The following is a 23,149-nucleotide window of genomic DNA, read 5'->3' on the forward strand; positions in this document are numbered from 1 at the left end:
GTAACCGGTAATTCGCACCCTTAGACAATAATCATTTGAAACAGGTAGAATCAGCCCTCAACGAGAAACACCCTTAGGACGGCATGTAAAATTAGAAATCCCACATGCTGAATTATCAGGAATACCTTTTATGAACAGACAAAAAGTAATCGCTATCGACGGTCCGGGAGCATCAGGCAAGGGAACGGTAGCCTCCCGAGTCGCAGCCGCATTGGGATATGACTATCTCGATTCCGGAGCACTTTACCGTCTGACCGCACTGTATGCACAAAAACAAGGTGTTCAATGGCATGACGAGCACCGTGTTTCCGAACTTGCCGAAAAACTACCGGCCGTATTTGCAGGAAGCAGCATCCTGCTCGGCGGAGAAGACGTTTCAGACGGCATACGGACAGAAGCCATAGGCATGGGGGCATCCGCCGTTGCGCAATTGCCTAAAGTCCGTGCCGCACTGCTGCAACGCCAACGTGATTTTCTGACCGAAAAAGGACTGGTCGCCGACGGACGGGACATCGGATCAGTCATTTTCCCCCAAGCCGAACTCAAAATCTTCCTTACGGCAGAATCCAAAATCAGAGCCGAACGCCGCGCCAAACAAATCGGCATTCCCTGCGAAGGTTTGGCATTCGAGCGCATCCTGTCCGACATCGAAGCCAGAGACGAGGCAGACCGAAACCGCACGCTCGCCCCCCTGAAACAACAGCCCGATGCCCTGCTTTTGGATACGAGCCGCCTGACTATAGAAGGAACTGTAAAAAAAGTGCTTGATTGGTATCGTAAAGTTTAAATTTTCAGGTATAATTACCCACATTACGTTTCAGACGGCATAAAAATCCCCCATATGCCGTCTGAAACCTTATTTACCCGTCTGCCCTGCCAAGGACGGCAGACATCCACCAACCCACCCCGCACCCCTTGGCGGTGTACCGAAAAGAGTTATATATGTCTATGGAAAATTTTGCTCAGCTGTTGGAAGAAAGCTTTACCCTGCAAGAAATGAACCCGGGTGAGGTGATTACCGCTGAAGTAGTGGCAATCGACCAAAACTTCGTTACCGTAAACGCAGGTCTGAAATCAGAATCCCTGATCGATGTAGCTGAATTCAAAAACGCTCAAGGCGAAATTGAAGTCAAAGTCGGCGACTTCGTTACCGTTACCATCGAATCCGTTGAAAACGGCTTCGGCGAAACCAAACTGTCCCGCGAAAAAGCCAAACGCGCAGCCGATTGGATTGCCCTGGAAGAAGCGATGGAAAACGGCGATATCCTGTCCGGCGTTATCAATGGCAAAGTCAAAGGCGGCCTGACTGTTATGATCAACAGCATCCGCGCATTCCTGCCGGGTTCTTTGGTTGACGTACGTCCCGTTAAAGACACTTCCCACTTTGAAGGCAAAGAAATCGAATTCAAAGTGATCAAACTGGACAAAAAACGCAACAACGTCGTGGTTTCCCGCCGCGCCGTTCTGGAAGCCACTTTGGGTGAAGAACGCAAAGCCCTGCTGGAAAACCTGCAAGAGGGCTCCGTCATCAAAGGCATCGTCAAAAACATCACCGACTACGGCGCATTCGTTGACCTGGGCGGTATCGACGGTCTGCTGCACATCACCGATTTGGCATGGCGTCGCGTGAAACACCCGAGCGAAGTCTTGGAAGTCGGTCAGGAAGTTGAAGCCAAAGTATTGAAATTCGACCAAGAAAAACAACGCGTTTCCTTGGGTATGAAACAACTGGGCGAAGATCCTTGGAGCGGTCTGACCCGCCGTTATCCGCAAGGCACCCGCCTGTTCGGCAAAGTATCCAACCTGACCGACTACGGCGCATTCGTCGAAATCGAACAAGGCATCGAAGGTTTGGTACACGTCTCCGAAATGGACTGGACCAACAAAAACGTACACCCGAGCAAAGTCGTACAACTGGGCGACGAAGTCGAAGTCATGATTTTGGAAATCGACGAAGGCCGCCGCCGTATCTCTTTGGGTATGAAACAATGCCAAGCCAATCCTTGGGAAGAATTTGCCGCCAACCACAACAAAGGCGACAAAATCTCCGGTGCGGTTAAATCCATTACCGATTTCGGCGTATTCGTCGGCCTGCCCGGCGGCATCGACGGTCTGGTTCACCTGTCCGACCTGTCCTGGACCGAATCCGGCGAAGAAGCCGTACGCAAATACAAAAAAGGCGAAGAAGTCGAAGCCGTCGTATTGGCAATCGACGTGGAAAAAGAACGCATCTCCTTGGGTATCAAACAACTGGAAGGCGATCCTTTCGGCAACTTCATCAGCGTGAACGACAAAGGTTCTTTGGTTAAAGGTTCCGTGAAATCTGTTGACGCCAAAGGTGCCGTTGTTGCCCTGTCTGACGAAGTAGAAGGCTACCTGCCTGCTTCCGAATTTGCAGCCGACCGCGTTGAAGACTTGACCACCAAACTGAAAGAAGGCGACGAAGTTGAAGCCGTCATCGTTACCGTTGACCGCAAAAACCGCAGCATCAAACTTTCCGTTAAAGCCAAAGATGCCAAAGAAAGCCGCGAAGCACTGAACTCCGTCAATGCCGCTGCCAATGCGAATGCCGGTACCACCAGCTTGGGCGACCTGCTGAAAGCCAAACTCTCCGGCGAGCAAGAATAAGGTTGCAGACATGACAAAGTCTGAGTTAATGGTTCGCTTGGCAGAAGTATTTGCCGCCAAAAACGGCACGCATCTTCTGGCAAAAGACGTAGAGTACAGCGTAAAAGTCTTGGTTGACACCATGACCCGATCGCTTGCCCGAGGTCAACGCATCGAAATTCGCGGTTTCGGCAGCTTCGATTTGAACCATCGTCCTGCCCGCATCGGTCGCAATCCCAAAACCGGCGAGCGTGTGGAAGTACCTGAAAAACATGTACCCCACTTCAAGCCCGGTAAAGAGTTGCGCGAGCGGGTCGATTTGGCTTTAAAAGAAAATGCCAATTAAACCTTAGCATCAAAACGCCGCTTCCAAGCGGCGTTTTTTTCTGTGGTTTAACTTCATCCGCTGCTTCAATGCCTTAAGCCAAGCAAGCAACGGATTAGAGCGTGGATTTTTTTATCATTGCTTACAATCCGCTTTTTAAACAACAAATTGTTGATTTCTATTACGAACAGGAAAAAAATCCTGCTTATTGCACTAAAACTAAGCCGTTTCAGGAATTTGCGGCAAATTTACGGCTTTTACCGAACCTAATGCTTTCGCTTTTTGGTAAAACGCTAATTTGTATTCAAGCAAATCTAAATAGCGTTTTAATTCGGCAATTTGACACTTCACATTTTCTATTTGATTTTCAAACAAGGAAAGGCGTTCTTCAATGGTATTGTCGCCAATGACGGTACATTCCGCAAAGCGTTTGATGTCTTTTAAGCTCATTCCCGTATTTTTCAAGCATTGCAATAAGCCCAACCATTGCAAATCGTTATCGGTAAAACAGCGGTTACCATATTCATCACGTCCGATATTAGGCAACAAGCCTTCTTTGTCGTAAAAACGTAGGGGGTGGGCGGAGATGCCTATTTTTTCGGCGGCTTTGGCAGTGGTATAAGTCATTTTCCCTCCTTCTAAACAAAAACAGTAAAAAACACTTGCCTTAGAGTGAACTCTAAAGTGTAAACTGTTGCTATGTTGCTCAGGCAAGGCTGTTTTGTCAATGAATTAAGAGGAAAGACAATGGAAATGAAACAAACCAATTCAACCATCAAATCTCGTGCGGCGGTGGCATTCGCTCCAAATCAACCCTTACAAATTGTGGAAATCGACGTAGAAATGCCGCGCAAAGGCGAGGTGTTAATCCGCAATACCCACACGGGCGTGTGCCATACTGATGCATTTACGTTATCAGGAAGCGATCCTGAAGGTGTGTTCCCTGTGGTGCTTGGACACGAAGGTGCGGGTGTGGTTGTTGCTGTGGGCGAAGGTGTGTCAAGCGTAAAACCAGGTGATCACGTCATTCCTCTTTATACCGCTGAATGTGGTAAATGTGAGTTTTGTCGTTCAGGTAAAACCAACTTATGCGTCTCAGTGCGTGATACACAAGGTAAAGGCTTAATGCCGGACGGCACGACGCGTTTTTCTTATCAAGGTCAGCCGATCTATCACTATATGGGCTGTTCGACTTTTAGTGAATACTCAGTTGTTGCCGAAGTTTCACTGGCGAAAATCAACCCTGAAGCCAACCATGAACAAGTATGTTTGCTCGGCTGCGGCGTTACCACAGGTATTGGTGCGGTACATAATACGGCAAAAGTGCAAGAAGGCGACTCTGTTGCCGTGTTTGGCTTAGGCGCGATTGGTTTGGCGGTGGTGCAAGGTGCGCGTCAAGCCAAAGCCGGCCGCATTATCGCCATTGATACTAATCCTTCAAAATTCGAGTTGGCAAAACAGTTTGGTGCAACGGATTGTTTGAACCCGAACGATTGCGATAAACCGATCAAAGATGTGTTGTTAGACATTAATAAATGGGGCATTGACCATACCTTTGAATGTATCGGCAACGTAAACGTAATGCGTCAGGCATTAGAAAGTGCACACCGTGGTTGGGGTCAATCCATTATTATTGGTGTAGCCGGTGCAGGACAAGAAATTTCAACTCGTCCGTTCCAGTTGGTAACCGGCCGTGTTTGGAAAGGCACGGCATTTGGCGGCGTGAAAGGTCGCTCTGAGCTTCCGAAAATGGTGGAAGATTCAATGAAAGGCGACATCCAGTTGGAACCATTTGTAACCCACACAATGACACTCGATCAAATCAATGAAGCCTTTGAGTTAATGCACGAAGGTAAATCGATCCGCGCCGTTATTCACTACTAAGGTATGCGATGAAACTGATTGAACAACATCAAATTTTTGGCGGTTCGCAACAAGTTTGGGCACACAATGCCCAAACGCTGCAATGCGAAATGAAATTTGCCGTCTATTTGCCTGATAATCTGGAAAATCGACCGCTTGGTGTAATTTATTGGCTTTCCGGCTTGACGTGTACGGAACAAAATTTCATTACCAAATCGGGCTTCCAGCGTTATGCGGCAGAACATCAAGTGATTGTGGTCGCCCCCGATACCGGTCCTCGCGGAGAACAAGTGCCGAACGATGCCGCTTACGATTTAGGACAGGGTGCAGGCTTTTATTTGAATGCGACCGAGCAGCCTTGGGCGGCGAATTATCAAATGTATGATTACATTTTGAACGAGTTGCCCCGTCTGATTGAGAAACACTTTCCTACCAACGGTAAACGTTCCATTATGGGGCATTCGATGGGCGGACACGGCGCATTGGTATTGGCACTACGGAATCGGGAACATTATCAAAGTGTTTCTGCCTTTTCGCCTATTTTATCGCCAAGCCTCGTACCGTGGGGAGAAAAAGCCTTTACTGCTTATTTAGGAAAAGATCGCGAAAAATGGCAGCAATATGATGCGAACTCACTCATTCAACAAGGCTATAAAGTGCAAGGTATGCGCATTGATCAAGGCTTGGAAGATGAATTTTTGCCGACACAATTATGTACTGAAGATTTCATCGAAACCTGCCGTGCGGCAAACCAGCCGGTCGATGTGCGTTTCCATAAAGGATACGATCACAGCTATTACTTCATCGCCAGTTTTATTGGCGAGCATATTGCTTATCACGCCGCGTTTTTGAAGTAAACCGAAGAGCGTTCAGTTTTCAAAGCAGTTTGGGATAGCCGGCACGAGGGCGGTAAGAAGTGCCGGCAAAATACCAACATAAACGTATGCCGTCTGAACCGGAAGGAGCTGGCTCTACGGATTACCAAACCCTGCCCTTGATTTAATTAGTATGATTTTTGAGCTTAAACCCTGATTGGTCAAACATTAAAATCGCCCGTATTTCCTACTTCACTTTCGGGCTTCGTATTATTCGTTGCCGAATTTGTATAAGCAGCCTGTTCCTGTTTTGTTTTCTCCCCCTCCAAGCTGACGGTGGCGTAACAGCTTCGCGATTCACCATCTGTTTCATTTATCCTTCTTCAATATTAAAACGCAGCCTGAAATAAAAGGCATTTGGGCTCATATCTGCACCATATTGAAACGCCGCCTTTGCTTATACTCCCTTGTGCGCGTCATTATTCTTTTCCACGGAAAACGCCAAGTTTGAAGGAAATCATTTATAATACCGACGGTAAGCATTTTCTTTCTCCGCCGCAAGAAGTATAACAAGGTTAAATATGAGTAATAGAGACCAACTTTTTAAAGCCCCGCCGTTTGAAAATCACAGCCCGCTGACTTGGTATCAGGCTGCCTCACAACTGCCCAACTTCATCCGCGACGACGCGCAGGCTGCCGCCATCGAACACCTCGATCGGCTTTGGACCGAATTGATGATGTTCAAACGCAAAAGAAACCGTTTTTTAGGCAGGAGTTTGCGTTCCCCGCAAGTCCCCAAAGGGCTTTATTTCTATGGCGGGGTCGGACGCGGCAAAAGTTTTCTGATGGACGCTTTTTTCGGCTGCCTCCCTTACCGCCGCAAACGCCGCGTCCACTTTCATGCATTTATGGCAGAAATCCACCGGCGGCTGAAAGCCCTGAAAAGCGAAAGCAACCCATTGAAATCCGTTGCCGCCGAGATTGCCAAAGAAACCCGCGTATTATGTTTTGACGAATTTCATGTCAGCGATATTGCGGATGCAATGATTTTAGGCCGTCTGCTGGAAAACCTGCTTAACGAGGGCGTTGTTTTGGTGGCGACTTCAAACTACGCGCCTTCCGAACTCTACCCGCAAGGTCAAAACCGGAGCAGTTTTCTTCCCACAATCGCGCTCATCGAGTCCAGCCTGACCGTCTTAAACGTTGACGGCGGGGAAGACTACCGGCTGCGTACCCTCCGCCCCGCCGAGATTTTCTTTACGCCTGCCAATGAAGAAAATGAGGCAAAACTGGCAAAACTGTTCAAAAAAATGACGGGCATTACCGATTTGAACCCCGGCATCAGCACCATCCACGGCCGGGAAATTCCCCACAAAGCCGAGTCCGGCCGTGCCATATGGTTTGATTTCCGCGCACTGTGCTTCGGCCCCCGCTCACAGTCCGACTATCTGTATTTGGCCGAACATTATGAAATGGTTTTTATTTCAGGTTTGGAACAACTCTCACCGCAAGAAAAGGCGGAGGCGCGGCGGCTGACTTGGCTGATTGACGTACTCTACGATTTCCGTGTCAAACTGTGTGCCACCGGCGCGGTAGATGTCAACCATATCTACACGGAAGGCGATTTTGCCGAAGAATTTACCCGCACCGCCAGCCGGATGGTCGAAATGCAGTCCGAAGTTTATTTGGAACAGCCGCACCTGACCCTATCTCCCAAGGCTTCAGGCGGATAAGTTATTTTTTTGGTAGAATACCGATTTGACTCTTCTTAAGTAAAAATAAGGATATAGCATGGCGATTGAACGTACCATCTCCATCATCAAACCCGATGCCGTCGGCAAAAACGTTATCGGCAAAATATACAGCCGCTTTGAGGAGAACGGTCTGAAAATCGTTGCCGCCAAAATGAAGCAGCTTACCCTCAAAGAGGCGCAAGAATTTTATGCGGTTCATAAAGACCGCTCCTTCTACGCCGGATTGGTTGAATTTATGACCGGCGGTCCGGTTATGATTCAAGTACTGGAAGGCGAAAACGCCGTTCTGAAAAACCGCGAACTGATGGGGGCAACCAATCCCGCCGAAGCCGCCGAAGGCACGATACGAGCGGACTTTGCCACTTCGGTCAGCATCAATGCCGTACACGGCTCGGACACTCCGGAAAATGCCGCTTTGGAAATTGCCTACTTTTTCAGCCAAACCGAAATCTGCCCCCGTTGATACAATACACCGCATAACTCCTCTTCAGACGGCATAAAATATATCCATGCCGTCTGAAAACTCTGTCGCAAAAGGCTTCAAATCAAACTTGCCTGCCCTGCAATTTTTTATTTGAAGCCTTAATTTAAGAAAAACACAAACACATGAAAACCAATCTGCTCAACTACGACCTTCAAGGGCTGACCCGACATTTTGCCGATATGGGCGAAAAACCTTTCCGTGCCAAACAGGTTATGCGTTGGATGCACCAATCCGGCGCGCAAAATTTTGACGAAATGACCGATTTGGCAAAATCCCTGCGCCATAAACTGAACGAACAGGCAAGCATCGAAATTCCCAAGCTGATGATGTCTCAAGAATCTTCAGACGGCACTCGAAAATGGCTGCTAGATGTCGGGACGGGGAACGGGGTGGAAACCGTCTTCATCCCCGAATCGGATCGCGGCACGCTCTGCATTTCCTCGCAAGTCGGCTGCGCTTTGGAATGTACATTTTGCTCGACCGGCCGGCAGGGCTTCAACCGCAACCTGACTGCTGCCGAAATCATCGGACAGTTGTGGTGGGCAAACAAAGCGATGGGTGTTACACCGAAAAACGAACGCGTAATTTCCAATGTAGTGATGATGGGTATGGGCGAGCCGATGGCGAACTTCGACAATGTCGTTACCGCCTTAAGCATTATGCTGGACGACCACGGCTACGGTTTGAGCCGCCGCCGTGTAACCGTTTCCACTTCGGGTATGGTTCCCCAAATGGACAGGTTGCGCGATGTCATGCCGGTGGCTTTGGCGGTTTCCCTCCACGCTTCCAATGACGAAGTCCGCAACCAAATCGTACCGTTAAACAAAAAATATCCCTTGAAAGAATTGATGGCTGCATGCCAACGCTATCTGGTCAAAGCACCCAGGGATTTCATCACTTTCGAATACGTCATGTTGGACGGAATAAACGATAAGGCGCAACATGCGTGCGAACTGATCGAACTGGTCAAAGATGTTCCCTGCAAGTTCAATCTGATTCCGTTCAATCCCTTTCCAAACTCCGGATACGAACGCTCCAGCAATGAGAACATCCGTGTGTTCCGCGATATTTTGCAGCAGGCAGGATTTGTCGTTACCGTACGAAAAACGCGCGGCGACGACATCGATGCCGCCTGCGGACAGCTGGCAGGTCAGGTTCGGGATAAAACGCGCCGTCAACAAAAATGGCAGCAGATTTTAATCGGACAACAGGGGTAATTATGCCTTTTAAGCCATCCAAACGACTGTCTTTATTACTTGTTCTTGCCTTGGGCGCGTGTAGCACTTCCTACCGCCCCTCGCGGGCAGAAAAAGCCAATCAGGTTTCCAATATCAAAACCCAGTTGGCAATGGAATATATGCGCGGTCAGGACTACCGTCAGGCAACGGCAAGTATTGAAGATGCCTTGAAATCGGACCCTAAAAACGAGCTTGCCTGGCTGGTCCGTGCCGAAATCTATCAATACCTGAAAGTTAACGACAAGGCGCAGGAAAGTTTCCGGCAAGCCCTCTCCATCAAACCCGACAGTGCCGAAATCAACAACAACTACGGCTGGTTCCTGTGCGGCAGGCTCAACCGCCCTGCCGAATCTATGGCATATTTCGACAAAGCCCTGGCCGACCCCACCTACCCGACCCCTTATATTGCCAACCTGAATAAAGGCATATGCAGTGCCAAACAGGGGCAATTTGGATTGGCGGAAGCCTATTTGGAACGCTCGCTCGCCTCGCAGCCGCAGTTCCCCCCTGCATTTAAAGAACTGGCGCGCACCAAAATGCTGGCCGGGCAGTTGGGCGATGCCGATTACTACTTTAAAAAATACCAAAGCAGGGTAGAAGTCCTTCAGGCCGATGATTTGCTGCTTGGCTGGAAAATTGCCAAAGCCCTTGGAAACGCGCAGGCGGCATTCGAATACGAAGCGCAACTGCAGGCAAATTTCCCCTACTCGGAAGAATTGCAAACCGTCCTCACCGGTCAATAAACAGATTCAAACCATATGAACACACTCCAACGCCGCAAGACGTATCAAGTCCGCATCGATCATATTACCGTCGGTTCAGAAGCACCCGTCGTTATCCAATCTATGACCAACACCGACACTGCCGATGCAAAAGCCACCGCATTGCAGATTAAGGAATTGAGCGATGCCGGCTCGGAAATGGTGCGGATCACCGTCAACAGCCCCGAAGCCGCGTCCAAAGTTGCCGAAATCCGCCGCCGCTTGGACGATATGGGCTATGCCACACCACTGATTGGCGATTTCCACTTCAACGGCGAACGCCTGTTGGCGGAATTTCCCGAATGCGGCAAAGCATTGTCCAAATACCGCATCAATCCCGGCAATGTCGGCAAAGGCGTAAAAGGCGATGAAAAATTTGCCTTTATGATTCGGACTGCTGCCGAAAACGATAAAGCCGTCCGCATCGGCGTAAACTGGGGTTCTTTGGATCAGAGCCTCGCCAAACGTATGATGGATGCCAACCTCGCTTCTTCCGCGCCGAAACCGCCCGAAGAAGTGATGAAGGAAGCACTAATTGTCTCCGCCTTGGAATCTGCCGAAAAAGCCGTTCTATTAGGGCTGCCCGAAGACAAAATCATCCTGTCGTGCAAAGTCAGCTCTGTTCAAGACCTGATTCAGGTTTACCGCGAACTGGGCAGCCGTTGCGCCTATCCGCTGCATTTGGGTTTGACTGAAGCGGGAATGGGCAGCAAAGGCATTGTCGCGTCAACGGCGGCATTATCCGTCTTGCTTCAAGAAGGAATCGGCGACACCATCCGCATTTCACTCACTCCGGAGCCGGGCAGCCCACGTACTCAGGAGGTTGTTGTCGGACAAGAGATTTTACAGACTATGGGTCTGCGTTCGTTTACACCGATGGTTACTGCCTGTCCCGGATGCGGACGCACCACCAGTACCGTTTTTCAAGAGCTGGCTCAAGATGTGCAAAATTACCTGCGCCAAAAAATGAGCGTATGGCGTACTGCTTATCCCGGCGTGGAATCCTTGAATGTCGCCGTGATGGGCTGCGTCGTCAACGGACCGGGTGAAAGCAAACTGGCTGACATCGGCATCAGCCTGCCCGGTACGGGGGAAACACCCGTCGCACCTGTTTATATAGATGGGGAGCGCAAAGTCACACTGAAAGGCGACAACATTGCAATGGAATTTCTGACTATTGTTGAAGAGTATGTCAAAACCAATTATGGGGAGAACGGACTCAAACGCCATCAAGGGAAGGTTATCCCGATACACTCCCTATAAAACCCAACCGCCAGCCTACCTTGGCTATTTTTAAATAAAAACCGTTTATTTTCATTGATATAAAACCCATCCCATTGGAAAAGGCATTTTTTTAAACCGATAAGGAATGGAGGCGCAATATGAAAATACAATCGGCAAATACGGAGATGAATTGCAGGTATAAATAAGGAAGGCGGGATACCGCTTCCTGCCCTTGTCTTTTCTCAATAACCGTACCGGCAGATTCAGGCGGATGCGGGTGTTGCGCCCTTGCAAAAACTGCTGCCCCATTTGGCTTTCAGACGGCATCCGTCCATCACAGGCGGGAACGGGGATCCTTTAAAAAACTCCAAATCCTTCTTCCGTCCCGTGGATGGCGGTATCGATACCATATCAAACGCAGCTTGAAACAAATGCCGTCTGAACGTTTCAGACGGCATCGGTTTCTCTCAGGTTTCTTTTATTAAAGCCGCAAAGAAGCGCGGTTTTCCAAAATCTGGTCAATCAAACCATATTCTTTGGCTTCTTCGGCAGACATGAAATTATCACGGTCGGTGTCGCGTTCCAAATCTGCCAAATCGCGGTCGCAATGTTTCGCCATCAGGCGGTTGAGTTTTTCTTTGATTTTTAAAAGTTCGCGTGCGTGAATTTCAATGTCGGATGCCTGACCGCCCAGACCGCCGCTGATTAAAGGCTGGTGAATCATAATCCGGCTGTTGGGTAGGGCAAAACGTTTGCCTTTCTCGCCTGCCGACAATAAGAACGCGCCCATACTTGCCGCCTGCCCCAAGCACAAAGTCGATACATCGGGCTTGATAAAATTCATGGTGTCGTAAATCGACATACCGGCCGTTACCGAACCGCCCGGCGAGTTAATATAGAAGAAAATATCCTTATCCGGATTCTCACTTTCCAAAAACAACAGTTGGGCAACCACCAGATTGGCAGACTCGTCGGTTACCGGTCCGACCAAGAATACGATGCGCTCTTTCAAAAGCCGGGAATAGATATCGAATGCACGCTCACCGCGACCGCTCTGCTCGATAACGGTAGGGACAAGATAGTTATCAAAAGACATTTCGTCTCCTTTCATGATGGAAAAGCACCAAAGCGGGCTTTAAAAGCGGCTTCGGTGCTTTCAAAAACTGCCTTCAGACGGCATTTTCAGAACAATCAGGCTTGCGCGCCCATCACTTCGTCAAAAGACAATGCTTTTTCGCTGACTTTTGCTTTACCCAAAACGAAATCAACGACGTTGCTTTCTACCGCCAAAGAAGTCGGACCTTGCAGGCGAGAAGGCTCTGCGTAGTACCAGTCGATTACTTCTTGAGGATCTTCGTAGCTTTCTGCGAAGTTGGCGACAACGGCTTTGATTTGCTCTTCAGTCGGTTCCAGTTTGTTTTCGTCAACCAGTTTGGCTAAAATCAGACCCAAAGACACGCGGCGTTCGGCTTGTTCTTTGAACATATCCAAAGGCAAATCCAAGTTCGCGGCATCGGGCATACCTTGGTTGACGAAGTTTTGTTTCATTTCGTTTGCCAAACGGGCGGCTTCTTCATTGACCAAAGCAACAGGCACTTTCAGCTCTACGGCTTTGAGCAGTGCGTTCATTACAGATTCTTTGGTTTGTTCGTTTACGCGGCGTTCCACTTCGCGGCTGACATTTTTCTTCACTTCTTCGCGCATTTTGGCCACGTCGCCGTCGGCAATACCCAATGCTTTAGCAAAATCGGAATCAACTTCAGGCAAAGTAGCTTCAGACACGTTGTTCAATGTGATGGTGAAGACAGCGGATTTACCGGCAACGTCTTTACCGTGGTAGTCTTCAGGGAAATTGACGGTAACGTCTTTGCTTTCGCCCGCCTTCATGCCGACTACGCCGGCTTCAAATTCAGGCAGCATTTGACCTGCGCCCAATACGAAGGCGTAGTTTTTGGATGCGCCGCCGGCAAAAGGTTCGCCGTCGATTTTGCCTTCAAAGTCGATGATGACGCGGTCGCCGTTTCGGGCTTCGCGTTCGACATGGTTGAAGCGGGTGCGTTGTTTTCGCAGGATTTCTACGGTTTGATCCACTTCGGCATCGCCGACGGAAGCGGTTACTTTTTCGACTTCTTGTGCAGACAAATCGCCGATAACGACTTCGGGAAACACTTCAAAAATGGCGGCAACTTTGAAAGACTCTTGATCGTCTTGTTCTTCAACGCCTTCAAAACGGGGGAAGCCTGCCACTTTCAACTCTTGGGCAACGGCAACATCGTAGAAGCGGCGTTGCACCAGCTCGTTGATCACGTCGTTTTGTGCGCTCGCACCGTACATTTGGGCAATCATTTTTAAAGGTGCTTTACCCGGACGGAAACCGTCGATTTTTGCACGGCGTTGGGTTTGTTTCAGTTTTTTATCGGTTTCTGCGTTGATTTCGGACCAAGGCAGGGACAACACTACTTTGCGTTCCAGATTTTCTAAAGTTTCAACAGTTACGCTCATCATAAGCCCTTAAATTTGTTGTGTTGATAAAATGATAAACTTTCTTCCCTACATGGGGAAGCAAACAGCGCAACGGTACGATATTTGAACCGCATTGCCGCAAAGGGGAAATTTTAGCTGGCAAGTATATCACAATGTTTCGCCTGAAACATAATATGCCGTCTGAAACGCCAATTCCGCCGTTCAGACGGCATTTTGCAATACGGGCTATAAATGGTCCTTGTGCGCCAAAATTTTACGGCTGCCGTTGAGGTCGGCCGGCGAAACGACACCCGCATTTTCCAGTGCCTCCATCAGGTTTGCCGCGCGGTTATAGCCGATACGCAACTGCCGCTGCAAAGACGAAATGGAGGTTTTTTTGCTTTCCAAAACATAGGCGACTGCCTGATCGAACAATTCGTCGCTGTCTGCATTGGGGCTGACGATATTTGCCGTTTCCTGTGCCGCTTCGCCTGTAAGCAGCCCTTCTACATAATTTGCCGGTGCCTGCTCCTTGACGAAAGCGACGACGTGGTGGACTTCATCATCGGAAACAAACGCGCCTTGCAGGCGGGTCGGTTCGGCACTGCCGGGCTGAAGGAACAGCGAATCGCCATATTTGAGCAGTTCATCCGCGCCCATTTGGTCGAGGATGGTACGGCTGTCGATTTTGCTTTGCACGGTAAACGCCATACGCGTCGGGATGTTGGCTTTAATCAGGCCGGTAACGACATCGACACTGGGACGTTGGGTGGCGACAATCATATGGATACCGGCGGCGCGCGCTTTTTGGGCGAGACGGGCGATTTGCTGCTCGACAGCTTTGCGTTCGGTCATCATCAGGTCGGCAAGTTCGTCGATAACGACCACAATCATCGGCAGTTTTTCCAAAGGCTCGGGGCTGTCGGGGTTCAGACTGAACGGATTGAGCAGCGGCTTGCCTGCCGCTTTTGCGGCTTCGACTTTTTGGTTGAAGCCTTCCAGATTGCGTACACCGGCGTGGGAAAGCAGGCGGTAGCGTTTTTCCATTTCGGCGACGCACCAGTTCAACGCCTGCCCTGCTTCGCGCATATCGGTAACGACGGGACAGAGCAGGTGCGGAATGCCGTCGTAAATGCTCAACTCAAGCATTTTCGGGTCTATCATGATAAAGCGGACTTCTTCGGGCGTAGCTTTGAAAAGCATAGACATAATCATGCCGTTCACGCCAACGGACTTGCCCGAACCGGTCATACCGGCGACCAAAAGGTGCGGCATTTTCGCCAAGTCGCCGACAACGGGGATACCGGCAATGTCTTTGCCCAGCGCGACGGTCAGCTTGGATTTGGCCTCGGCAAACACGGGCGAAGACAAGATTTCGCTCAACATCACGTCTTGGCGTTTATCGTTGGGCAACTCGATGCCCATCGTGTTTTTGCCCGCAATGGTTTCCACGATGCGCACAGCTTGCAGCGACATGGAACGCGCCAAATCTTTAGATAAAGCAACGATTTGGCTGCCTTTTATGCCTTGCGCGGGTTCAATTTCATAACGCGTAATTACAGGGCCGGAAGTGGCAGAAACGACTTGCACGCCGATGCCGAATTCTGCCAGCTTGGATTCAATCAGTTCGGCAGTGCGCTCCAATTCGGCAGGATTGATGCTGACGGGTTCGCCGTCGGGCAGGCGCAGCAGGTTTATGCCGGGCTTGTGGTATTCGCCCGCCTGCCGAGGTTCGTCATCTTCAAACAGAGAAACCTGAATTTTGGGCGGCGGCGCGACGGAAACCGCGACGGATTTGCGGTTGCTGCTGCTGCCTTCGGGCAAGGCAACGGGTTTGGCCGTAATATTCTTGGCTTCTTTCACCATGCGCCGTGTGTTTTGGGTATCGACACCGTCTGTTTTGGTATTCAGCCGGCGTTTTCCCAAAGCCATGACCTTGCCGGATACGGCACTCAGACGGTTTTGAACCGCCCTGCCCGCACCGTTCAAAAATTCCAGCCATGAAATCTGCACCAGCAGGGACAACGACAACAGCAGAACAACCAGGATAATCAGCAGGCTGCCCGATTTCCCCAACAGCCATGCAAACACTGCGCCGACGCGTATACCGACCATACCGCCTGCTCCGACAGGCAGGGAGTCGGCATATTTTCCGCCCAGCACAAAATACTCCAAGACTGGGCTGAAGACCGTCAGGACAAACAGCGCGGCGGCAGCGATTTTGTGGTTGTATGCCTCGTTTTCCGTCCGTTTTGCGTGCAGACGGAAATTTTTATACAGCATGACACAGGCAGCCGCTATCCACCACCAGAACGACCAGCCGAAAAGATAATAGCCGACATCGGCAACATACGCGCCGAACAGTCCGCCCCAATTGGCGGCATCTTCCACAACCGGCGAACTGTGCGACCAAGACGGATCGCCCATATCGAAACTGATCAGGGAAATCGCCAAATACAGGGTTGCCGCCAAACCCATCAGCCACAGCGCGTCGCCGATAAGGTTGACGACATGTTCGGGACGCGCCTTTTTGGCTTCGGTTTTCTGCAACTCTTTGACCGCCTTGAGCCGCTCGGAAACTTTATTGCCCCGTGCGCCGTTGTCGGCTTTCTTGTTGCGTGCGGACGTTGGGGACGGGCTTCCCGCCCTGCCTTTTGCTGTTTTTTTATGGGATTTTTCTGTCATGCCGTATTACCGGAAAATGCCGTCTGAAATAAGGAAGCCGGACGGCTTGCGGATTGAATATGGAAAGTGTCGGATTATACTCCATTTCTCCTGCTTTCATCCTGCAACAGACAAACGTTGCCTTTCAGACGGCATATCTGTTGCCCGACGTATGTATTTTTACGCAGACCCTCGGCAAACCAGTATAATCCGTGCCGTTTGAACCGACTGAAAGAAGATGGTATGAACCAACTGAAACTTGCCGTTTCCGGTGCACAGATTTTATTTGTGGCATTCGGCGCAATGGTGCTGGTTCCCCTGCTGACCGGTCTGAATCCGGCTCTTGCGCTTTTGGGCGCAGGCTTGGGAACGCTGCTGTTCCAAATCACAACCAAACGCAAAGTGCCGATTTTTCTCGGTTCTTCGTTTGCCTTTATCGCACCGATCATCTACTCCGTCGGCGAATGGGGGCTGCCTTCCACCATGTTCGGACTGTTTGCCGCCGGCTTTATGTATTTTGTGTTTGCCGCACTGATTCGTTGGCGCGGACTGGCGGCGGTACACAAACTGCTGCCGCCGGTCGTCATCGGCCCCGTCATCATGGTCATCGGTCTGTCTGTTGCCGTGGCGGCAAGCAGCATGGCAATGGGTCAGGCGGACGGCAAACAGGTCATCGACTATACCGATTCGCTGATTCTTTCCGGCTTTACCTTTGCCGTTACCGCCATCGTATCGGTTTTCGGCAGCAGGATGATGAAGCTGATTCCCATCTTAATCGGTGTCGCTTCGGGTTATGTTTTGGCACTGCTGATGGGACTGGTGGACACGGCAAGCATTGCACACGCGCCCTGGTTCGCCGTTCCCCATTTTGAAACGCCTCAGGTCAACTGGCAGGCGGCACTGTTTATGCTGCCCGTTGCCGTCGCCCCCGCCATCGAGCACATCGGCGGCATCATGGCAATCGGCAATGTAACGGGGAAAGACTATACGAAAGACCCGGGCTTGGACAAAACCCTTGCGGGCGACGGCTTGGGTGTATGCGTTGCCGGCTTGATCGGCGGCCCGCCGGTTACGACCTACGGCGAAGTGACCGGCGCGGTGATGATTACCAAAAACAGCAACCCCGTCATTATGACTTGGGCGGCGGTTTTTGCCGTCTGTATGGCGTTTTTCGGCAAATTCAATGCGTTTTTGGCTTCCATCCCGATGCCTGTGATGGGCGGCATTATGCTGCTGTTGTTCGGCACGATTGCTTCTTTAGGCATCAAAACCCTGATTGATGCCAAAGTCGATTTGATGCTGCCGAAAAACCTGGTCATCGTCAGCTCGGTACTGACCACGGGCATCGGCGGCATGACGCTCAAATTGGGCAGCTTCAGCTTTGCCGGGGTCGGTTTGTGCGCCGTACTTGCCATTGTGTTGAACAGCCTGCTGCCCGATGCCTGCGAACCGGAGCGTTGATACGCAAATACCGATCCGATACCGCTGGAAAATTTACCCGTTAACCGGCTTCGTGCCGGCGGTTTGCGCGCGGTATCCGCATTGTGTCGGACAGCCTGCCGCCGGTACGCGAACAGCCTGCCGTAAACACGCAAATGCCGTCTGAACATCTTTCAGACGGCATTTTCCGTCTTATTTGAGATTTTGAATCAAAGAGCGCACAGTTCCGCCGTAATAAGAAGAAGATGTGCAATACACTGTTTCCAAGCCGCATTGTCCCTGTGCGCCGTATTTTTTGATACATTGGTTGAGTGCGACCTGATGGACGCTCGTAAAACGCGGAGAAGTAATCACGACGGCGTTTTCAACGCGCATCGCACCCAAAGCTTTCGGGTATGCCAGCGCGACACAGGTATTGTTCAGCGACACGACCGACCGGCATCCCGTCGCCTGATCGCCGCCTATGCCCGCAAGCGTATCCTGCCCTTTGCAAAAAGCCTCCAATTCGGCAAGCGCCTCGTTTTGCGTCGAATCTTCTTTTGTTGCCTTAATCTGCAAAACATCGTCCGCATTCTGCGGATTCTGCCAAACGGTGAGATAGCCGTAAGTATCGGCAGCCTGTGCCGCCGCAGTCATCAGGCAAAGTACAGATACTGCCACCATCCTTTTTATCATCATAAACTCCTGACGGTTCGTCCAAATTCTGTCGCATTATAAACAAAAAACAGGATAAGTCCCGCCTTATCGGCTTATCCCTCCCCGCAGATTGCACCGCCTGGTATGGCAAACCGATTTCGGCAGCGCAAATCCTCATACCGCCGCCTTAGCGGCAAGCCATTGTTTTCAGACGGCATTGCGGCCAACCTTTGCGGCGGGCGAAAAACTTTGTCCTATAATTTATCCGGCTTCAAAATCAGCATACGGTCGGAAATGCAAAAAATATCTTTCACTTTGTTGAAACCTGTAAACTCCCCGAAAATAGGGAAACGCCGCCCCGGTTTGAACGGCGCGCCGCATATTCCGATGCCCTTCCCCCGATACCTTCCGGCAAGCCCAGAAATGCCCGGCAACAATATCCATCCGGCAAAAATCTGAAACAACACACCCGGCGGCAGGCAGAGTCAAACCGCCCCGCAAAGCATCCTCCATCAGAAAAACAAACCGCCTCCGAGGGCTTCATCCTAAAGGGCGTATTGTTCGATAAGCGTTTGCGTTATAATCCGAACATCAATTCTCCACGCCTGTGAGACACTTTGCCTATGGAAACCCCGCCCAACACCCCACAACGATCCCTGCGTCAAAACAGTATCTACCTGCTGCCCAATTCCTTTACCATCGCCGCGCTGTTTTCCGCGTTTTACGCAATCACCCAATCCATGCACGGACGTTATGAAACCGCCGCTATTGCCGTATTCATTTCCATGCTTTTGGACGGTATGGACGGGCGCGTGGCGCGGCTGACCAACAGCCAAAGCGCGTTCGGGGAGCAGCTCGACAGCCTTGCCGACATGGTCAGCTTCGGCGTTGCCCCCGCGCTTATTGCCTACAAATGGCAGCTTTGGCAGTTCGGCAAAATCGGTTATTCCGCCGCCTTCATCTACTGCGCCTGCGCCGCCCTGCGCCTCGCCCTGTTCAACACGCTCATCGGCAAGGTGGACAAACGCTGGTTTATCGGCGTGCCCAGTCCAACTGCCGCCGCGCTGATTGTCGGGCTGATTTGGGTCAACCACAGCGTCGAAAAATTCCCCGCCGTCCACTGGTGGGCATTGGGCATCACACTGTTTGCCGGTCTGTCGATGATTGTCCAAATCCCTTTTTGGAGTTTTAAAGAAATCAATATCCGCAGACAAGTCCCCTTTGTCGGAATGCTGCTTGCCGTTTTACTGCTGCTTTTGGTCACTTGGGAACCGTCGCTCGTCCTCTTCCTGTTCTTTCTCGGATACAGCCTGTCCGGCTACATTATGGCGGTACGCCGATTCTGGAAAAAATACAGAAAGGCGGATTAAATGTGGCATTGGGACATTATCTTAATCCTGCTTGCCGTAGGCAGTGCGTCAGGTTTTATTGCCGGTCTGTTCGGTGTCGGGGGCGGCGCACTGATTGTTCCTGTCGTTTTATGGGTACTCGGTTACCAAGGATTGACTCAGCATCCCTATGCCCAACACCTCGCTGTCGGAACATCCTTTGCCGTTATGGTCTTTACCGCCTTCTCCAGCATGTTGGGACAGCACAAAAAACAGGCGGTTGACTGGAAAACCGTATTTGCAATGATGCCGGGTATGATATTCGGCGTATTCGCTGGCGCACTCTCCGCAAAATATATCCCCGCGTTCGGGCTTCAAATTTTCTTCATCCTGTTTTTAACCGCCGTCGCCTTCAAAACACTGCATACCGGCCCTCAGACGGCATCCCGCCCGCTGCCCAAGCTGCCCGGACTGACTGCGGTTTCCACACTGTTCGGCACAATGTCGAGCTGGGTCGGCATAGGCGGCGGTTCACTTTCCGTCCCCTTCTTAATCCACTGCGGCTTCCCCGCCCATAAAGCCATCGGCACATCATCCGGCCTTGCCTGGCCGATTGCACTCTCCGGCGCAATATCGTATCTGGTCAACGGCCTGAATATTGCAGGATTGCCCGAAGGGTCGCTGGGCTTCCTTTACCTGCCTGCCGTTGCCGTCCTCAGCGCGGCAACCATTGCCTTTGCCCCGCTCGGTGTCAAAACCGCCCACAAACTTTCTTCTGCCAAACTCAAAAAATCCTTCGGCATTATGCTGCTTCTAATTGCCGGAAAAATGCTGTACAACCTGCTTTAAAATACACGGAAAAACCTTTTTACCGTTTGCACAAGCAATTAATCAGGACAAAGCTACCCAGCCTCCTGTTCCGACAAGAGGACAGACAACCTGACCAAGACCTTTGCAGAATATACGGGAAACAAAACAAATGCCGTCTGAAACCATATTCCGATAATCGGCATGGTTTCAGACGGCATTCTGATAATTTCAATTACTCGGCTGCGGCAATGACGGCAACGGTAATTTTAGCAACGGCATCAGTGTGCAAAGCCACTTCCACTTCGTACTCGCCAACGGCTTTCAGAGGACCGTTCGGCAGACGTACATTTGCTTTCACGGCTTCGATGCCGGCAGCAACGATTGCAGCAGCAATGTCGGCATTGGTGACGGAACCGAACAGGCGACCGTCCACACCAGCTTTTTGGGCAACGGTAATGGTTTGACCATCCAATTTTTCCTGACGGGCTTGGGCATCTGCCAAAATTTCAGCCTGTTTGGCTTCCAGTTCTGCGCGGCGTGCTTCAAACTCTTTCATGTTTGCTTCAGTAGCACGTTTTGCCTTACCAGCAGGAATCAAGAAGTTGCGGGCATAACCGTTTTTTACGGTAACGATGTCGCCCAAATTACCCAAACCGCCGATTTTTTCTAACAGAATAATTTGCATGATTTAATCTCCAAAATTATTTGTGTTGGTCGGTGTAAGGCAGGAGTGCCAAGAAACGCGCGCGTTTTACGGCAACAGCCAATTGGCGTTGGTAGAATGCCTTTGTTCCTGTAATGCGGGCAGGAATGATTTTACCGTTTTCAGAGATAAAGTCTTTCAGCAAATCAACTTGTTTGTAATCGACTTCTTGGATTTTTTCAGCCGTAAAACGGCAGAATTTTCTACGTTTGAATGATTGACGAGCCATTGTCGTTTAACCTTTATATTCTTTAATATTTTGTATTCTGAGCATCGGCATTAGGGAACGTCTGCTTTTTTGAGCTAAAAAACCTTCGACGTGAACATATACACCTTGCCGATACTGCCACTCTTCCGCCTGCCTGCCTAAAATCCGTGCCGGAATTTCCAATTGGACAAGACATTGCTGTCCATTTTCTTTCTGCCATGATTCATGCTTTAAAATAATATCTAAGACAGAGATTCCGGCAGGCGTATATCGAATAGGGAAAACCTTTTCAATTAACGCGGCAAGCGAAACAAGATTATTGAATCCCAATTATTGGGCAGCCGCTTCTTCAGACGCACCGCTCAGCAGGTTCTTAGCCTTTTCACCACCCAACATAGGGGATGCTTCGGTAACGGCGTGTTTGGTTTTGATGGTCAGATGACGCAATACCGCATCATTGAAACGGAACGCGGTTTCCAACTCTTCAACCACTTCGGGAGTGGTTTCGATGTTCATCAAAACATAATGTGCTTTATGGATTTTGTTAATCGGGTAAGCCAGTTGGCGGCGACCCCAATCTTCCAGACGGTGAATCTTACCGTTTGCCTCGGTAATCATGGTTTTGTAACGTTCAACCATAGCGGGCACTTGCTCGCTTTGATCAGGATGAACGATAAACACGATCTCGTAATGACGCATGTTATCTCCTTATGGATGGTAAAAACAGCCTTCTGCCATGCGAAAGCAGAAGGCAAGGTTCAAAGAGCAGGCATTATATTGGGGTTTACCGACGGAATCAAGGATTTGGTACGAAAAACTTGCATTCCGCCGAAAATTTCGGTTTCAGACGGCATTCAAATGTTTTGGCTGCCCAGCCAACGTTCCGCGTCCAAAGCCGCCTGACAGCCGGAAGCCGCGCTGGTAATTGCCTGACGGTAGGTATGGTCTTTTACGTCGCCCGCCGCCCATACGCCTTCGATATTGGTTGCACCGACATTGTCCGCCGTACCGCCTTTGGTTTTCAGGTAGCCGGCTTCGTCCATTTCCAACTGCCCTTTGAAAATATCGGTATTCGGCTTGTGCCCGATGGCGATAAAGATGCCGCTGACGGTAATTTGTTGCTCAGAACCGTCGTTGTTTTTTAATAATGCGCCGTTTACGCCCCGATCGTCGCCCAGTACTTCTTGCAGATTGCTCTCCAGCTTGAGGATGATTTTGCCCTCTTCCACGCGTTTCATCAGTTTGTCGATCATGATTTTTTCGGCGCGGAACTCGCTGCGGCGGTGAATCAGCGTAACGGTTTTGGCGATATTGGCAAGGTAGAGTGCTTCCTCAACCGCCGTATTGCCGCCGCCGACTACGGCAACATCTTGGTTTTTGTAGAAGAAACCGTCGCAGGTGGCGCAGGCGGAAACACCTTTCCCCGCAAACGCTTCCTCACTCGGCAAACCGAGATATTTGGCGGACGCGCCGGTGGCGACAATCAGGGCATCGCAAGTGTACTCGCCCATATCGCCTTTGAGTGCGAACGGGCGTTTTTGCAGATCAACGGCGTTGATTTGGTCAAAAATGATTTCCGTTCCGAAACGTTCGGCGTGGGCGAGAAACCGCGCCATCAGCTCCGGCCCTTGCACGCCGTCGGCATCGGCAGGCCAGTTGTCCACCTCGGTGGTGGTCATCAGTTGCCCGCCTTGCGCGATACCTGTAATAATGACGGGGTTTAAATTGGCGCGCGCGGCATAGACGGCGGCGGTGTATCCGGCGGGGCCGGAACCCAAAATAATCAGTTTGCGGTGTTGGGACATCGTTTTTCCTTTGCTGTGTCA

Annotated in this window: 25 protein-coding genes; 13 read left to right on the plus strand and 12 right to left on the minus strand. The window is 50.5% G+C overall.

All coding sequences use genetic code 11. From position 1 onward, the window contains the following. The first annotated feature begins 130 nt into the window (after nt 1–130). From cmk to ACNAU7_RS07440, 3 genes are all read left to right on the plus strand, one after another. Complete coding sequence (gene cmk / locus ACNAU7_RS07430) at nt 131–787, plus strand: (d)CMP kinase (RefSeq protein ID WP_416301814.1); 657 nt, start codon at nt 131–133, stop codon at nt 785–787. A 155-nt stretch (nt 788–942) separates the two neighbouring features. Next, nucleotides 943–2,628, plus strand: coding sequence for a 30S ribosomal protein S1 (gene rpsA / locus ACNAU7_RS07435; RefSeq protein WP_416301815.1), 1,686 nt, complete (start codon nt 943–945; stop codon nt 2,626–2,628). A 10-nt stretch (nt 2,629–2,638) separates the two neighbouring features. Beyond that, nucleotides 2,639–2,953 (plus strand): integration host factor subunit beta, encoded by a 315-nt coding sequence (locus ACNAU7_RS07440; RefSeq protein WP_002213349.1) that lies wholly within the window; start codon nt 2,639–2,641, stop codon nt 2,951–2,953. Nucleotides 2,954–3,151: 198 nt separating this feature from the next. Here ACNAU7_RS07440 and ACNAU7_RS07445 read toward each other — a convergent pair whose 3' ends face one another. Beyond that, entirely contained in the window at nt 3,152–3,559 is a 408-nt protein-coding gene (locus ACNAU7_RS07445) for a MerR family transcriptional regulator (RefSeq protein ID WP_416301848.1), read from the minus strand. A gap of 147 nt (nt 3,560–3,706) precedes the next feature. Between ACNAU7_RS07445 and ACNAU7_RS07450 the strand changes: the two genes are divergently transcribed. The 7 genes from ACNAU7_RS07450 to ispG all read left to right on the plus strand — a co-directional run bounded on the left by ACNAU7_RS07450 (nt 3,707) and on the right by ispG (nt 11,110). Then, entirely contained in the window at nt 3,707–4,816 is a 1,110-nt protein-coding gene (locus ACNAU7_RS07450; RefSeq protein WP_416301849.1) for an S-(hydroxymethyl)glutathione dehydrogenase/class III alcohol dehydrogenase, read from the plus strand. Between the two features lie 8 nt (nt 4,817–4,824). Then, nucleotides 4,825–5,652 carry an S-formylglutathione hydrolase gene (fghA, locus tag ACNAU7_RS07455; protein ID WP_416301816.1) on the plus strand — a complete coding sequence of 276 codons (828 nt, stop codon included), beginning with the start codon at nt 4,825–4,827 and terminating at the stop codon, nt 5,650–5,652. A 539-nt stretch (nt 5,653–6,191) separates the two neighbouring features. After that, nucleotides 6,192–7,343, plus strand: coding sequence for a cell division protein ZapE (zapE, locus tag ACNAU7_RS07460; protein ID WP_416301817.1), 1,152 nt, complete (start codon nt 6,192–6,194; stop codon nt 7,341–7,343). 58 nt (nt 7,344–7,401) lie between these two features. Then, nucleotides 7,402–7,827: a nucleoside-diphosphate kinase gene (gene ndk, locus ACNAU7_RS07465; RefSeq protein WP_416301818.1), complete on the plus strand. Its 426-nt coding sequence runs from the start codon at nt 7,402–7,404 to the stop codon at nt 7,825–7,827. A gap of 143 nt (nt 7,828–7,970) precedes the next feature. Next, nucleotides 7,971–9,065 (plus strand): 23S rRNA (adenine(2503)-C(2))-methyltransferase RlmN, encoded by a 1,095-nt coding sequence (gene rlmN, locus ACNAU7_RS07470; RefSeq protein ID WP_416301819.1) that lies wholly within the window; start codon nt 7,971–7,973, stop codon nt 9,063–9,065. Between the two features lie 2 nt (nt 9,066–9,067). Next, complete coding sequence (pilW, locus tag ACNAU7_RS07475) at nt 9,068–9,829, plus strand: type IV pilus biogenesis/stability protein PilW (protein WP_107862757.1); 762 nt, start codon at nt 9,068–9,070, stop codon at nt 9,827–9,829. A gap of 15 nt (nt 9,830–9,844) precedes the next feature. After that, nucleotides 9,845–11,110, plus strand: a complete 1,266-nt coding sequence (gene ispG, locus ACNAU7_RS07480; protein ID WP_416301820.1) for a flavodoxin-dependent (E)-4-hydroxy-3-methylbut-2-enyl-diphosphate synthase — start codon at nt 9,845–9,847, stop codon at nt 11,108–11,110. 224 nt (nt 11,111–11,334) lie between these two features. Here the strand turns inward: ispG and ACNAU7_RS07485 are convergent, their stop codons facing one another. The 4 genes from ACNAU7_RS07485 to ACNAU7_RS07500 form a co-directional block, all read right to left on the minus strand. Beyond that, a complete protein-coding gene (locus ACNAU7_RS07485; protein ID WP_416301821.1) occupies nt 11,335–11,529 on the minus strand; it encodes a hypothetical protein in 195 nt (64 codons plus the stop codon). 23 nt (nt 11,530–11,552) lie between these two features. Then, nucleotides 11,553–12,167 (minus strand): ATP-dependent Clp endopeptidase proteolytic subunit ClpP, encoded by a 615-nt coding sequence (gene clpP, locus ACNAU7_RS07490; RefSeq protein ID WP_002225167.1) that lies wholly within the window; start codon nt 12,165–12,167, stop codon nt 11,553–11,555. 95 nt (nt 12,168–12,262) lie between these two features. Then, nucleotides 12,263–13,573: a trigger factor gene (gene tig, locus ACNAU7_RS07495; protein ID WP_416301850.1), complete on the minus strand. Its 1,311-nt coding sequence runs from the start codon at nt 13,571–13,573 to the stop codon at nt 12,263–12,265. Nucleotides 13,574–13,780: 207 nt separating this feature from the next. Further along, on the minus strand, nt 13,781–16,219 hold the full coding sequence (locus ACNAU7_RS07500) for a DNA translocase FtsK (protein ID WP_416301822.1): 2,439 nt from the start codon (nt 16,217–16,219) through the stop codon (nt 13,781–13,783). 222 nt (nt 16,220–16,441) lie between these two features. Between ACNAU7_RS07500 and ACNAU7_RS07505 the strand changes: the two genes are divergently transcribed. Next, on the plus strand, nt 16,442–17,659 hold the full coding sequence (locus tag ACNAU7_RS07505) for a uracil-xanthine permease family protein (RefSeq protein ID WP_416301823.1): 1,218 nt from the start codon (nt 16,442–16,444) through the stop codon (nt 17,657–17,659). A gap of 40 nt (nt 17,660–17,699) precedes the next feature. Here the strand turns inward: ACNAU7_RS07505 and ACNAU7_RS07510 are convergent, their stop codons facing one another. Further along, nucleotides 17,700–17,822, minus strand: coding sequence for a hypothetical protein (locus ACNAU7_RS07510; RefSeq protein WP_003710092.1), 123 nt, complete (start codon nt 17,820–17,822; stop codon nt 17,700–17,702). Nucleotides 17,823–17,830: 8 nt separating this feature from the next. After that, nucleotides 17,831–18,313, minus strand: coding sequence for a DUF4189 domain-containing protein (locus ACNAU7_RS07515; RefSeq protein WP_416301851.1), 483 nt, complete (start codon nt 18,311–18,313; stop codon nt 17,831–17,833). 584 nt (nt 18,314–18,897) lie between these two features. Here ACNAU7_RS07515 and pssA point away from each other — a divergent pair. Together pssA and ACNAU7_RS07525 are read left to right on the plus strand one after the other, a co-directional pair. After that, the gene (gene pssA, locus ACNAU7_RS07520) at nt 18,898–19,644 is read left to right on the plus strand and encodes a CDP-diacylglycerol--serine O-phosphatidyltransferase (protein WP_416301824.1); all 747 of its coding nucleotides are present in this window, start codon (nt 18,898–18,900) and stop codon (nt 19,642–19,644) included. Further along, a complete protein-coding gene (locus ACNAU7_RS07525; RefSeq protein ID WP_416301825.1) occupies nt 19,645–20,451 on the plus strand; it encodes a sulfite exporter TauE/SafE family protein in 807 nt (268 codons plus the stop codon). 193 nt (nt 20,452–20,644) lie between these two features. Here ACNAU7_RS07525 and rplI read toward each other — a convergent pair whose 3' ends face one another. The 5 genes from rplI to trxB form a co-directional block, all read right to left on the minus strand. Continuing rightward, nucleotides 20,645–21,097 (minus strand): 50S ribosomal protein L9, encoded by a 453-nt coding sequence (gene rplI / locus ACNAU7_RS07530; protein ID WP_118997166.1) that lies wholly within the window; start codon nt 21,095–21,097, stop codon nt 20,645–20,647. A gap of 16 nt (nt 21,098–21,113) precedes the next feature. Further along, the gene (gene rpsR / locus ACNAU7_RS07535) at nt 21,114–21,344 is read right to left on the minus strand and encodes a 30S ribosomal protein S18 (RefSeq protein WP_002213306.1); all 231 of its coding nucleotides are present in this window, start codon (nt 21,342–21,344) and stop codon (nt 21,114–21,116) included. 6 nt (nt 21,345–21,350) lie between these two features. Next, nucleotides 21,351–21,653, minus strand: coding sequence for a primosomal replication protein N (priB, locus tag ACNAU7_RS07540; RefSeq protein ID WP_118792160.1), 303 nt, complete (start codon nt 21,651–21,653; stop codon nt 21,351–21,353). Continuing rightward, on the minus strand, nt 21,654–22,022 hold the full coding sequence (rpsF, locus tag ACNAU7_RS07545; protein WP_002232587.1) for a 30S ribosomal protein S6: 369 nt from the start codon (nt 22,020–22,022) through the stop codon (nt 21,654–21,656). A gap of 155 nt (nt 22,023–22,177) precedes the next feature. After that, nucleotides 22,178–23,128 carry a thioredoxin-disulfide reductase gene (gene trxB, locus ACNAU7_RS07550; protein WP_301818451.1) on the minus strand — a complete coding sequence of 317 codons (951 nt, stop codon included), beginning with the start codon at nt 23,126–23,128 and terminating at the stop codon, nt 22,178–22,180. Nucleotides 23,129–23,149 lie beyond the last annotated feature (21 nt).

Source organism: Neisseria sp. LACPHL-SPEC-2024-00856 (assembly GCF_047915665.1).
Lineage (GTDB): Bacteria > Pseudomonadota > Gammaproteobacteria > Burkholderiales > Neisseriaceae > Neisseria > Neisseria polysaccharea.